Below are 13,450 nucleotides of genomic sequence, written 5' to 3'. Positions count from 1 at the left end.
CTGCTGACCTCGAAAAAGAGTACCGTAAACTGGTACCTGCCAGAGAACGCCTTTTCAATATTTCGCGTGGCGTCTACATAATAACTGTTTTATTTATATCGGGCTATTCTGCCGTATTCAGTATCAAAACTGGGTATGGGCCAATGCTGCTAAACCGTATAAGTGACTTAGACACATTGACGCTAACTTCGGTGATCGTTGCCTTATTTGCGGTTCTAGCGCCTTTAACGGCTATATTGATTAGTCTGAGCTATTTGAAATCGAGCGTTTTGAGATGGGGGTCAATCGCACTGTTGGTCCTAATTATTGCCTGGCGGTTTGCTATAACAGGACCTTCCGTTTTGAGCCTGTCCGCACCAACGATGGTATTACTCTTATCGTATTTTACGAGTGGGAAGCGTCTGCTCTACTTCGTTACTTTTCTCGTGACACTCTACCTTGGGCTGTGCACTTTTGTCGCCTTTGATGCCTATGTTGACCTACTCGCGCGAAACTCCGATCTTTTTGCGTACAACCTCGCGTCATTTGGCTGTGATATATTTTTAGGATTATGCATGGCACTCGGATTGGCACAAAGAAGTGAGCAAGATGCGACGGAGGATATTTCTACAGAAATGGTTTTCGAATAGCTGCAACAGGATCTAAGTGCGCTTTTCGAACAAATCTTTGGCCATCTTCTGATAAACAGCGAGGTCTTTATCTGTGAACAATACAATTAGAATGTTATCAAATACATCTGAAAAGCTGTTTACAAATGCGCTTATTGTTTGTAGCGCCAACTTACTTGCTGATTCAATTGGAAACCCATAGGCACCAGTGCTTATGGAGGGAAAGGCTACTTGGCGAAGTGACTCGTGTCTGGCTTGCATCAGTGAGTTGCGATAAGCATTCGCCAGCAAATTGGCTTCGTTATCTTCGCCCCCTTTCCATATCGGGCCCACCGTATGGATAACGCGTTTGGCCGGCAAATTACCCGCTGTTGTAGAAATGGCTTCGCCTGTAGGCAAGCCATCGGGATAGAGTTCGTTTCTGATTTGTTTGCATTCTTCGAGAATGGCGGGACCACCGTTCCTGTGAATCGCACCGTCTACGCCGCCACCGCCCATCAAGCTGCTGTTTGCTGCATTTACAATTGCATCCACCTCAACCTGGGTGATGTCCCCGCGGATGAGGGCAATGGTTGTGCCTGCTACGTCAAAAGCATCCATGACAGCATTGGGAAGGTTTATGGATTTAGATCCGGTTATCTATTAAAGCCGGCACGCAACCTGCCAACTGTCTATACCGCCGCTGGCGCTTCTTCTTCAGCCAGGTGCGTATAGAGTTTGAGCTTTTCCAAAGGCTCTGGGGGTGTGAGCAGGCTTACGGTAACAAACACAAGGATGTTTGCCAACAAGCCATAAATGCCCTCATGCATGGGAAACGGCTTGAATTCAGGCTGGATAAGGAAGAACATGTTCACCACCAGTCCTGCCACCAGGCCGGCAACAGCGCCTTTTCCATTGCCGCGGGGCCAATAGAATGCCGCAAAAATTAACGGAAAAATCTGTGCCACTCCGCCATAAGATCCCAGTAACAGCTGCACAATGCCTACTTCAGAAAATACTGCGAAGTAGTACGCAATGGCGCTAATTACAATAATTAACACTTGAATCCACTTGCGTTGCTGTTGGTCATTTAGCAAGTCGGGATACATTTTGTTCACGCCGTCGCGGATACCAATGGATGCAGCTGCGTGCAAAATGGCGTCGCCAGAAGACATCGAAGCTGCAAGGGTGCCGGCGCAGACAAGGCCTACGATCCAACCTGAAAGCCCGATGGACTCCTGTTTCAGGATATGGGGGACAATGGTGTCTGCCGGAGATACACCAGCAAATGCAATGATGCCAGAGAATCCAATCAGCAGAATGGGTACGAGGAAAATCTGAAAGGTGGGGTACAGCACAACGGTCAGGCGAAGCGAACGATCGCTTTTTGCAGCATAGCTTTTCATGAACAAGTGGGGCCACATCGAAAAACCAAATGCTGAGACCACTACGGCAGAACTAAATCCCCACCAATCCCATGGTGCGCCGCTGCTTGTAAGACCGGGGGCTGCCAGCATATCATTCCACTCACCGGCTGCCAGTTGCTCGAACATGGGACCAACGCCACCATAGAGCTTGTTGGGGAGATAGAGTCCGAGGAACCAGGCAATGATCATCATGAAAACACCCTGGAACGCGTTGGTCCACCCAATGCCCATCACACCGCTCCTGAATACGTAAATGAGCACGATGCTGTAGGTAATTAGCGCACCTACCCAGTCGGGGATATAGCCATCAGAAATGGTTTCCAGGATGTAGCCGGCCCCTTTCATTTGCAGGGTCAGGTACGGGATAAAAACAATAATGCTGAGCAGGGCGAGCATTACCGAAAGCAGTCTGCTGCCATACCGGTGGCTCAAGAGTTCTGCTTGGGTAACAAAGCCAAGCTTCGCGCCTATACGCCGTGTTTTGGGGCCGAAGAAGTAGAGTGGAATGATGCCGACAATACCGTATGCAATGATATAATACGCGGCTGCGCCACGCGAATAAGCCCAACCGGGGCCGCCCAGGAAGGCAAATGCAGAAAAAATTGAAGCCCCCATTACAAAATAAAGGACAACCACATTCATCGACCGGTCGCCGGCTACAAATCCGGTTACACTTTTTGAAATGTTACGACCGGTTAAAAGGCCCGTGATTAGTGTAATTATGAGATAGAGGCCGCAAACGATGAGGGCCGTGAGCCACGTTTCCATAATGAACCGCTTAAAAGGGGGTTAGGAAGATTTGTGGTCTGCCTGGTAGAGCCACGTAAGGCCGGCCATCGTGACCAGCAGTAGAATTACCAGCCATGCCAGCGAAAAGGGTAGGCTGAATACCAGCGGGTAAGTTTTTGAAAATAAAGGATATATGGGCCAGATTGTTGAAAGGCTGCAAAGCAGCACCAGCAGGGCAAACAGGATGCGCCGGCGTTTGTAGGCGGCAGGGGCATCATGGGTGAAAAAAACAGGCCCTTTCGGTATTTCCGGGTGTCCGGGCATGGTCTTTGGTGGTTGAATGGGCAGGTTATGGGTGTTACGTCCATCCTACGATCTGAAGTCCGAAATCGCAAGTCATTCATAGACCATACCATGGGGGACTAATGCATTTGAGATCGATAGCTAAGTACTACAGCAACACCGCGCGTCCCCCCGCCATGTTGCCGGCGCGCTATACAGCCTTTGCGCTCATCATGACCCTTTCTGCCTGTGCCGTTGCACAACCGGAATATGGGTACACTGCACAATTTGAGCGAGGTGCCGTCCGCGGCTTCCAAATTCAGGTATTCTCTACGCAGGATCAGCATGCCGCAGATGCTTGGGTGGAAGATGCCAATGCCTGGTGGGAAAGCCTTGCTGAAACTCAACAACGCGCGTTGTTTGGGGTGGCCTATTTACCGATTGAAGTCAAAAAACAATCCCCCAACTACAAAATCAGGATAGGCCATTTTCGCTCCCGGGAAGAAGCACGCGTAGTGCTCGAAAAACTGGCCCCCCAATTCCCTGCAGCATTCATCGTGCCCGACATGCGGGTTTCGGGTTGAAAGTTAAAGGCTAAACGTTTAAGGTTAACCACCTTTACCTTTCATTCAACCTTAAACTCCTTTCCATGCCGGACATCAAGATTATCGAGTTCAAAGCCTACTGCGCAGATCATGCGCCTTTGCGCGAAATTTTGTCTGAGAAGCAGGCCCGGTATGTCGGGGAAGATCATCAAATCGACACGTACTTCAAGGTACCGGCCGGCCGACTGAAGTTACGGGAAGGGTCCATCGAGCGGAAACTCATTTTCTACAGTCGGGCAAATCAGGCCGGCCCCAAACGGTCGGACGTACTGCTTTTTCCCGTAGAGAAGCCGTTCTCTGTTGCCCTCCGCAAGCTGTTGTCACGGGCGTTGGGTGTGCTTGCCGTTGTAGACAAACGCCGACACATCTACTTCATCGACAACATCAAAATACATTTGGATGAGGTAGACGGGCTTGGGCAATTTGTTGAGGTTGAAGCCATCGATGAAGAAGGGTCTCGGACAGAAGCTTCTCTTGCTGCACAGTGCGATCAAATGAAAGCCAGCTTTGCTGTAGCAGATATAGACCTCATCGCCCTCTCTTACAGCGACATGATGCTTGCAAAATAAACGCCGGCTGCGACGGGTTGGCTATATGAAGCCTGGGCCACAGCCAGGGATAGGCCAACATGCCCCTCCATCGGTAAGCGAAAAGTGACAGGATCGAGCTGAGGAAGCGCTAATGTCGCCCCGGGTAACAACACAGTGGCGCACGCGGGATGCGTTAGAAGCGCTAGAGGCTTAGCCCGTAGTCTGATAAAAAAGCGTCAGGTTCTGGCTATTCTTGGTGGGTAGTTAATTGCTAGCCAAGGACCCGACCAGGAAGCATGACGCAGGATACCAGAATTGCCATCATAACAGGCGTACTGATGCTTATATGCATCATGTCAGCCCGTGCGCAACAACGGGTCCAGCCAACGCAGTCATTCCAGGTGCTCAAAAACGGAGTCCCGCTACAGGATGCGGTAGCAGATGGAGCAGCACCCGTTGCCATTATTGTTGAGTTTAACCAGCCGGACGTTGCCGCGGCCGCCGGCGCAGGGTCCAAGAGTAGCGCAGTTGCCTCCACCCACGCCCAATTTGACGCTGATCTTGCAGCCCTGTACACCACGCATACAGTTGCCAAGCGAGCCGACCATCCAAAACACTTCACCAGGGCATTCAACGGTGTAGCCCTGCAACTCCCAGGCGATCTTATCGCATCTGTTCGTGCCTGGCCGTATGTAAAACGTATTCATGCTGATGGTGATATGCATGCTATGGATGCAGGTGTGCCAGAGGTGATGCCAGAAGAGGCAGTTACCGATGCTTTTGAGGGCACCGGTGCCGGCATCACAATTGCAGTTATTGATACCGGCGTTGACTACACCCATCCCGCGCTTGGTGGACAACTGGGGCCCGAGCATAAAGTGATTGGAGGCTACGATTTTGTAAACGATGACGCAGACCCGCTCGATGATAACGGGCATGGCACGCACGTAGCCGGCATCGCGGCAGGGTATGACGACACATGGGCCGGTGTTGCCACTGACGCAAAAATCCTCGCCTACAAAGTATTGGATGTAGAAGGGGGAGGCAAAGACTCCTGGGTGCTTGCTGCAATAGAACGGGCGATGGACCCTGACGAAAATCCACTTACAGACGACGCGGTGGATGTCATCAACTTGAGCCTCGGCAGTGGCGCCGGCGGTGACTCGAACCATCCCGTCACGCTTGCGGTCGAGCGGGCCATTGCTGCCGGCATTGTTTGCGTTGTTGCTGCTGGTAATGCCGGCCATCTTGGAAAAGCATCGATTGCAGCGCCCGGAAATGCCCTGCCGGCGATTACTGTTGGTGCGGTCACAGACGATGGGCATGTGGCTTCGTTTAGCGCACAGGGGCCAACAGGTTCAATTAAAGCTGCTACCCTGCCAAGATTTGGTATAAAACCAGATGTGTATGCTCCGGGCGTTGCGGTCACATCTACCTGGTTAAATGGCGCCTTTCGGCAGATGGATGGGACTTCGATGGCTACACCCCACGTAGCCGGCATAGCGGCTCGGCTGCTGCAGGCAAATCCGGATTGGTCGCCAGCACACGTCAAAGCTGCACTCGCCCAATCTGCAGATGCCAGCGGCATGATGCCCTGGTTTGTAGAATCCGGACGCGTCGGAGCATTACCAGCGAAGCAACTTGATGCCTTGTTTACGCCAGCTAGATTTGATTTTGGTCTCGTTGATGCTTCTCAGGAAGTCTGGCAGCATACCGATACGTTGAGTGTTCACAACCTCGGCGAAACCACTGAGACGTTTACAATCGGCACGGCGTGGTTGCCGGCTGGTGTTGATCTGGACTTCAGTGCCACATCCGTTGTTGTTGCGCCGGGGACATCCGTTGATGTACCGTTTTCTGTTACTGCACCCGTTGCTGCGTTGCCGAAGCTCGACTTTCCCGATGCATTTGAAGGAGAAATAACGATTGAGAGTGAAACGCAAGATCACGTGATCGCTTTTTCTTTCTTTAATCCGGTACAGTCAAGGCTTTCCCTGGCAGAGCCGGCTGACCTGCTTTTCTTGTTCGGACACACCGCCGGGGCTTCTTTTTCTTTCCTCGATGCAGCGGATGACTTTTTCTTGTTTTTGCCGCAAGATCAGTACGATGTGATTGCCGAATTTGAAGGGGGGAAACGCGTCGTTGTCCGAGAAAACGTTTTTGAAGAAGGTGGTGTGCACCAGGTTATTTCTGCAGCAGAAGCAATTCATCCGGTAACCCTTGCGCCAACAGACGTAACGTTGCAGCCCCTGGAGCATGTTTCTGGTATTCACGCGATAACGCATAAAGCCTCTGGATATGCGATTGTGAAACAAGGCGGGTTTATGTCGATGGCCGCTTCGTTGCCGACTGTACAGTATTTTTCATCGTTTAGCGATGCCTACAAACTTGAAGTGCGTGCAACAGGCTTTTCTGAGACAGGGGATTATTATGTGCTGCCTTTTGGTGCGTATGATGGGTTGTCTGGGGAAATGACCTTGAAGAATACGCCGGCCACCATGGTACAGGTAAATTACAAACATACCGTACCCGAGGGGCACGACAGCGTATTCTTTGTACCCTGGACGCATACAGCGAGCAGCACAGGCCGGCGTGCAACCATGGGGGCAAAGCTTGATCTAACGGATGGCAACCCTTTTGTACTATCAGCTCCGTTCGAGAAAACAATTTTTATGATGCCGGCCCCAGAAGGATTTAGCTGGGAAGGTCATTTTCACACCCTCCATTCAGCGGATTTCTCCTTGTTCAACCTGGCAACCCGGGTGAACCAGGTAACGCTGTTGGAAACCGAAGAAATATATCTAAATGAGGCTGGCACCTTACAGGTAGGACTGGAGCAACCGGTGGTCTATGCTGATGCATCTGTGGTTGACTTGTATCCGGGGCAGGGCGTTGTGCGTTGGGCGGGGCAAATGGACAATGCAGCAACACGCATTGAACTGGCAGAAGCGCCTGATGGCGGATATTTCCTGAATGAAACCAACGATTTGTTGCCCCGAAGCGTCGCCATGACACTGTTTCGCGGAGAAGAGGTGATCGCGGCAGATTCCCTGTATAATGTACCAAATCTGCCTGTTGGACGGTGGTTAGGGCACCGGCGGGTTTCTGTCCAACCCGGTCAATACCGTGCGGTTATTGAAGACGAACACATTGCAGCAAATGGCTGGCATATCCGCGCAAGCGCAACGCTGTCTTTCCGCACTGATTTTGCTGATCCCAATCCGCCAAGGCTAACCCAACTTTTTGTGGAATCTGAAGGGCAGTCCGGCCAGATGTTGTATCCGGACGCATCACACACTTTGCACGTAGGTGTTGTAGATGTCTGTGGCTGGTGTACTACTTCTTCTTCTGTTGATGCGTTGGAGATTCAGGTCAAACTGATGCAGGATAGCGTATGGCATACGTTGTCACTTCCAGATGGCGCTGTTTCAGGTAACCACATGGTTGCAGCGGCATTGCCCGCTGGATTGGCGGAGGGACTTTATGCGGTTCGTGTTAGCGCAGCTGATGAGTACGCGAATGCAATGGTGTATGAGCTGGCGCCGGCGTTTGAGTTAGGGATGTCGCGCATTCCTGTATTGCTTGCACCAGAAGCAGACGCACAGGATGTAGACGTTACACCAACGATTGTCTGGCATCCCGTGCCTGAAGCGCAAAAATATGAAATTCAGCTAGCCACAGATGAAAATTTCTCAGGCCTGGTTGCGCAACTTGAGTCACCTGAAGCAACCTTGCAGTTAGCAGCCCTGCTCGAACACGGCGTACGGTACCACTGGCGTGTTCGCGCACATACAACCGCCGGGGTTAAAGCATGGTCACCTGGACGTTGGTTTGAGACGAGCCCCCGTGTTGTGACGGGGGAAGGGGAAGTGCAGATCAAACCGTTTGCACTGGAGGCAGTGTATCCGAATCCGGCGTATGATCAGGTTGCAGTGCAATATGCAATTCCTGTGGTGTCGCAGGTTAAGATGGATGTGTTTGACGTGCTGGGCCGGCGCATACAATCTCTGGAGAAATCAGTGAAAGCGCCCGGTGTTTATCAGCAGGTTGTCGAAGTGAGCCAGTATGCACCGGGGACATATGTATTGCGCCTCGAAGCCGGCGAACACGTAGCAACGCGCACCTTTGTGCGGCGCTAAAGCGGAAGACCGCGAATGAAGGGTTGCTTCTAATGCCGATTTTCGCGTGCCGAGTGATATATTCTTTTTTGCCACAGCAGTATGCAATGGCTTTGCTGCCAGCACTGCAATAACGCAAAACAAACCCACGAAAACACGCTTAATTCGCGTGAAGAGAGATAAAACAAAAAGCAGCATGTGGCCGGTGGTGCCACATGCTGCTCTTTTTATTACGCGACTTAAGCTGCTCGAGAAGTGAGGCTTAGAGCAGGTTAAGTACCAGCTGAGGCGCAAGGTTTGAGTTCTGCAAGGCAGAGATACCGGTCTGCTGCATGATCTGCAGTTTCACGATTTCGATCTGCTCTTTTGCAAAGTCAGCATCCTGGATGCGGCTACGTGCTGCTTCCTGGCTGATCATGTTGTTTTGCAGGCTTTCTTCTCTGAAAGAGAGTGCGGTCTGGTTGTTACCAATACCAGCCAGTGTGCTGGAAATTGAATCGATTGCGCTATCAACCAGGCTCAAAGAAGCTGAAGCTGAAGCAGCAGTGGTAACGTTGATAGCTGAAGAAGCTACCCCAATTGCACTGGCTGACATACCGCCAACCGTTACAGAGAAGGTGTCGCCGCTGTTCTCACCAACCTGGAAGCTGAATGCACCACTAGAGAAAACGCTCAGGCCGTTGTAGGTAGATGCGCTAACGATAGAGTTGATCTCTGTAGAAAGAGAGTTCAGCGTAGTGTTGATGATCGTACGGTCAGATGAAGCAAGCGTGTCGTTTGCGCCCTGCATTACTTTTTCTTTCATCGTCATCAGGATGTCCTGGATGGTACCCAGGCTACCTTCTGCTACAGAAAGCATAGACTGTGCGTCGGCAATATTGGCAAGTGCCTGAGCCTGACCGCGAACCCTTGATTCCAACCGAGAAGCGATGGCAAATCCTGATGGATCGTCGCCAGCGTTGTTTATACGAGTACCAGTAGACAGACGCAGCTGACGTGTTCCGATTTCGTTGCTCGTCTTCTGAAATTCGAGCAGTGATTGCATTGATGCGATATTGGTATTGATTCGAGACAAATCACCAAAAGCCATATTCCTTCCTCTAAATGTTTTATTGTTTGATTTATGCGGTGGGTTGGCTGCGCCGTGGGGCGGCACAACGTGTTGTTTATTGAACTATAAATCCAGGAGATTCGGACCGGGCATACCTATTCCACAGAGGCTAACAGGATGTATCAAGACGGTGCTTCTTGCAGACCCGGTGTGCGATGATGACAACCCTTTTTGAGGCTGTACGTGTGGGCATCGCGCTTACGTATTTAACGTAGGTCAAGCGCCAAGCTTTGTGCTGTGATCTATGCTGAAAACTATGTGGGGATAGCTTTTGCGTGGGGTCCTGGTTAGGAAATCTCTTGGGTTACTTTTCATCCGATCCGGGGCCCGCAAGTGTTGTGGGGAGGGGCCGGGGAAACGAATAGTACCAAGCTGTTTGGAGATATCGTCGGCACATGGGCAGGCTTAAGAGGGTAGCGGAAAAAATTTCCTGTTTGTGAGGATAAAGGCCCACTGGTGTCCTTATTTGGCAGTTTTAGAAGCTTTGGGAGGTGTGTTTTATGAGCATTGAGGCTCACGTTTTTTCGGGATTCCGTGTTTTCGTTTCACAAATATTCAAAGCCCTCACTCCCAACTCCTCACTCCCAACTCCTCACTCCTCACTCCAAACCCATGCGCCAATTTTAGCCGGCAGTATGCGCCTAAACGCCGCCACAACGCGCCAGAGTTAGTTTTTGGTTATCCAACAGATGCGTAACTTTTCTCACCTCTCCCCATGTTTCCTTACATGATACTGCGGAGCCGCACGATCCACCTCTGCAGTCTTGCGCCACGTTATTATGTTTGTATCTAGATGTATGCAATGGGCCGCTGTGCTCGGCATTGGTTTTCTGTTTTCAGGATCTGTTCAACTCGTCCAGGCCCAAATTTCCCAGAGTCAGCACGTAGAAGATGACCTGGAGTGGAGCCGGCAAATGGCACTGGAGCCGGCATTTGTTGTCGACCAGTCGCGGCTGCGGGTACCCCAACTCAATGAATTGAACACACTCGGCCAATGGAGTGAAGTGATCGATTGGCCGCATACACCCGTATCTGCCGCCAACCTGCCGGATGGTCGCCTGCTTACCTATTCCTCAAACGCCGAAGATTCCTGGCCGGCTGGGCAGGCTGAATTTACCTATGCTGCAGCCTGGGATCCTGTGAGCGGCGAGTTTAAAATGGTGCCGCATAACACCCACGACATGTTCTGCGCCGAACTGGTCCTGACCGACAAAGGGAAAGTGCACGTTACGGGAGGCCGAAACAGTGTGCCTACTACAAGCCTCTTCGATGCAACTACGGAAAGCTGGGAAGTTGTTGATGGCATGAGCATAGGGCGCTGGTATCCCACCTCTGTATCGTTGCCGAATGGCGAAGTGTTTACTGCCCTTGGATCTGGGGGCACACCAAGTGGTGGCCCGATTCCCGAAGTCTGGAACGAAGACACCGGCTGGTACACGAAGGATGGGATAAATCTAACCAACCCCATTATCAATCAGCAAGGATGGACCGCTTCTTCCTGGCCGTACCTGTTTATGGCGCCCAATGGTGAACTCTTTCATGCCGGCCCTACGCAGCAAATGCACTACATCAACCTGGGGGGAGATGGCAGTGTACGCGAGGCTGGATCTGCCGACAAAGGCTGGTACGGCAAGCGGGCCATCAATGTCATGTATGAAGAAAACAAAATCATGATCATTGGCGGCAGCGTTTCCTATGAATCTGCTGAAAAACAGATAGCCACCAACCAGGTCGTATCAATTGATATTTCAGGTGATACGCCAGCGCTGACATCTATCGCGCCCATGATTCATCCTCGCGTTACGCACAACGGTGTTCTCTTGCCGAATGGTGAAATTCTGGTTGTTGGCGGACGAACAGACGGCGGTGAAATCAACAGCGTTCTGACACCTGAAATCTGGAACCCTGATACAGGCGCCTGGACTACATTGGCTGACATGTCGGTACCCCGTAATTACCACTCTACGGCATTGATGCTGCCTGATGGCCGGGTATGGTCTGGCGGTGGCGGTTTTTGCTCAAATGAATGTGCTGCTACCACACATTCTGATGCCCAGGTGTTTTCACCCCCATACCTGTTCAATGCAGATGGGTCCCTCGCTACGAGACCCGTGATTACGACTTCGCCAGCATCCATTGTAAACGGATCGACGTTTACCCTCGATGCAACGCCCGGATTGACGCGGTTCACCGCAATCAAAATGAGTGCAATCACGCACCAGATGAACACGGATTTGCGTCGCCTGTACGTTGAATTTACTGAGACCACAGCCGGCTCCTATGCCCTCGAGGCACATCAGAACCCAAACGTATTGACGCCTGGATACTGGATGTTCTTTGGTGTTGACAGCAATGGTGTACCCTCTGAGGCTGCCATTATTCAGGTCACCTCTGATGGTGTGCCCGTTATCACCAATCCGGGTATTCAGTTCTCGAGCGAAGGCGAGTTGATTACACTACCAATCGACGTCATCGACGACGACCCGCTGACATTTTCTGCTACAGGCTTGCCGACAGGATTGTCTATCAACAGCGGTACAGGGGAAATTACAGGTGTGTTGGCAACAGGCAGTGCGGGTACCTACGCAGTAGAGGTTACTGTGAATGATGGAACGAGTACGCAAATTATCGCTTTCCCATGGGAGGTGTCCATTACCCAGGGGGAAATAGGCAGCGTTACAGTTGACCAACCTGATAGCGGCACATGGCACGCAGTGGCCCTTAACAATTCCTATATCGATCCTGTTGTTGTCATGGGCCCACCGTCTTTTAATGGCGATAACCCGGTCACTATTCGCGTCCGCAATGTAACGGCTACCGGATTCGAATTTCAGCTCGACGAGTGGGACTACCTGGATGGCACCCACGGTTCGGAAACCATGAGCTACATGGTGGTTGAAGCCGGCTCCCACATGCTTTTGGATGGGCGACGCATTGCAGCAGGTGTTACAGAACTGACACAAACATTTAGTACAATATCTTACGGCCAGGCGTTCGATAATCCGCCTGTAGTATTCAGCCAGATTGGATCGGTTAATGAGGCCACGGCTGCATCAACGCGCCAGCGGACTGTGACAGTCTCCAGTTTTGAGGCACAGATTGAAGAAGAAGAAGGCAGCGACAACGTGCATGCGCAAGAAACTGTCTACTGGGTTGCAATCGACAATGGTGCCAGTACTGATGGTATGGCTAATGAAGCCGGCGTTACGGCAGATGTTGTAGAGGAACAGTTCCACAGCATTGCTTTCTCGCAGGCGTACGATGCAGCACCCGTTTTTCTGGCTGCCATGCAAACGGCTGATGGGGGCGATACAGCAGTGCTGCGCTATCAGAACCTGACGGCCAGTGGTGTCGACGTAAAAGTTGAAGAAGAGCAGTCGGCCAACGATGAAGTCGGGCACACCAATGAAGTTGTAGGCTACATGGTATTCAACCAGCCGGGCGATCTACCATTCGAAGGATTTGAAATTCCGCCAATTGTATTGACAAATCCAGGCGATCAGAGTGGCGTTGAAGGTGAAGCCATTTCTGTTGCCATCAATGTTGAACAGGACAATGGTCTCCCGCTTACGTTTACGGCATCCGGACTGCCTGCAGGGGTACATATTAATGCCGCAACGGGGCAGTTAGGCGGTGGTCTTGTTGCCGGCACGGCGGGCACGGCTTCGGTAACCGTAGAGGTTAATGATGGCGCTAGCAGCGGGGCTGTGTCATTCACCTGGAGCATCTCGGCTGCAGCGGGTACCTGGCTTGACTTCAACGACGATTCCGGTAGCATCTCACTGTCTAGCGTTGCCAACGACGATGGCGATGAGAAAGACATCGCCGTGGGTGATCTCGACAAAGATGGCTGGGATGACATCATCGTGGTGCGCAAAGAAGGCTTCATGGGCACAGGCGCCCGGGCTGACTTACTCCTGATGAACGAATCCGGCACGCTTGTCGATCGCACGGCTGACCTGGCACCCGGCTTCGCAGCCGAGCCAACAATTGCCCGCGATGCAATCATCACCGACCTCGATGGCGACGGCTGGGATGACGTGCTCATTGCCAACACGTTT

At 51.7% G+C, this 13,450-nt stretch carries 9 protein-coding genes; 5 read left to right on the top strand and 4 right to left on the bottom strand.

Annotated features, from left to right (window positions below; all coding sequences use genetic code 11):
• On the top strand, positions 1-629 hold a 629-nt coding region (locus AAF564_21335), incomplete at its 5' end, for a hypothetical protein (GenBank protein ID MEM8488107.1).
• A gap of 12 nt (positions 630-641) precedes the next feature.
• Here the strand turns inward: AAF564_21335 and AAF564_21330 are convergent.
• From AAF564_21330 to AAF564_21320, 3 genes are all read right to left on the bottom strand, one after another.
• Positions 642-1,208 (bottom strand): O-acetyl-ADP-ribose deacetylase, encoded by a 567-nt coding sequence (locus AAF564_21330; GenBank protein ID MEM8488106.1) that lies wholly within the window; start codon positions 1,206-1,208, stop codon positions 642-644.
• Positions 1,209-1,279: 71 nt separating this feature from the next.
• Entirely contained in the window at positions 1,280-2,782 is a 1,503-nt protein-coding gene (locus AAF564_21325) for a sodium:solute symporter family protein (GenBank protein ID MEM8488105.1), read from the bottom strand.
• A gap of 21 nt (positions 2,783-2,803) precedes the next feature.
• On the bottom strand, positions 2,804-3,067 hold the full coding sequence (locus AAF564_21320; protein MEM8488104.1) for a hypothetical protein: 264 nt from the start codon (positions 3,065-3,067) through the stop codon (positions 2,804-2,806).
• A gap of 107 nt (positions 3,068-3,174) precedes the next feature.
• Here AAF564_21320 and AAF564_21315 point away from each other — a divergent pair, with 107 nt between their 5' ends.
• The 3 genes from AAF564_21315 to AAF564_21305 all read left to right on the top strand — a co-directional run bounded on the left by AAF564_21315 (position 3,175) and on the right by AAF564_21305 (position 8,299).
• Positions 3,175-3,609 carry an SPOR domain-containing protein gene (locus tag AAF564_21315; protein ID MEM8488103.1) on the top strand — a complete coding sequence of 145 codons (435 nt, stop codon included), beginning with the start codon at positions 3,175-3,177 and terminating at the stop codon, positions 3,607-3,609.
• A 65-nt stretch (positions 3,610-3,674) separates the two neighbouring features.
• Positions 3,675-4,199 carry a class IV adenylate cyclase gene (locus tag AAF564_21310; protein MEM8488102.1) on the top strand — a complete coding sequence of 175 codons (525 nt, stop codon included), beginning with the start codon at positions 3,675-3,677 and terminating at the stop codon, positions 4,197-4,199.
• A 257-nt stretch (positions 4,200-4,456) separates the two neighbouring features.
• A complete protein-coding gene (locus AAF564_21305; protein ID MEM8488101.1) occupies positions 4,457-8,299 on the top strand; it encodes a S8 family serine peptidase in 3,843 nt (1,280 codons plus the stop codon).
• Between the two features lie 241 nt (positions 8,300-8,540).
• On the opposite strand, the gene AAF564_21300 is transcribed toward AAF564_21305, so the two are convergent.
• Positions 8,541-9,368 (bottom strand): flagellin, encoded by an 828-nt coding sequence (locus AAF564_21300; GenBank protein ID MEM8488100.1) that lies wholly within the window; start codon positions 9,366-9,368, stop codon positions 8,541-8,543.
• 818 nt (positions 9,369-10,186) lie between these two features.
• Here AAF564_21300 and AAF564_21295 point away from each other — a divergent pair.
• The coding region (locus tag AAF564_21295; GenBank protein MEM8488099.1) for a putative Ig domain-containing protein at positions 10,187-13,450 on the top strand (3,264 nt) is incomplete at its 3' end.

It is taken from the genome of Bacteroidota bacterium (assembly GCA_039111535.1).
Classification (GTDB): domain Bacteria; phylum Bacteroidota; class Rhodothermia; order Rhodothermales; family JAHQVL01; genus JBCCIM01.
Note: the sequence above shows the minus strand (reverse complement) of the source record. Positions and strands in the feature narration are given on the sequence as shown.

What these genes read in the sequence shown, in the direction of transcription:
- AAF564_21330 (MEM8488106.1), bottom strand. Translation starts at nt 1,208, where the DNA reads ATGGATGCTTTTGACGTAGCAGGCACAACCATTGCCCTCATCCGCGGG.
- AAF564_21310 (MEM8488102.1), top strand. Translation starts at nt 3,675, where the DNA reads ATGCCGGACATCAAGATTATCGAGTTCAAAGCCTACTGCGCAGATCAT.
- AAF564_21305 (MEM8488101.1), top strand. Translation starts at nt 4,457, where the DNA reads ATGACGCAGGATACCAGAATTGCCATCATAACAGGCGTACTGATGCTT.
- AAF564_21300 (MEM8488100.1), bottom strand. Translation starts at nt 9,368, where the DNA reads ATGGCTTTTGGTGATTTGTCTCGAATCAATACCAATATCGCATCAATG.
- AAF564_21325 (MEM8488105.1), bottom strand. Translation starts at nt 2,782, where the DNA reads ATGGAAACGTGGCTCACGGCCCTCATCGTTTGCGGCCTCTATCTCATA.
- AAF564_21320 (MEM8488104.1), bottom strand. Translation starts at nt 3,067, where the DNA reads ATGCCCGGACACCCGGAAATACCGAAAGGGCCTGTTTTTTTCACCCAT.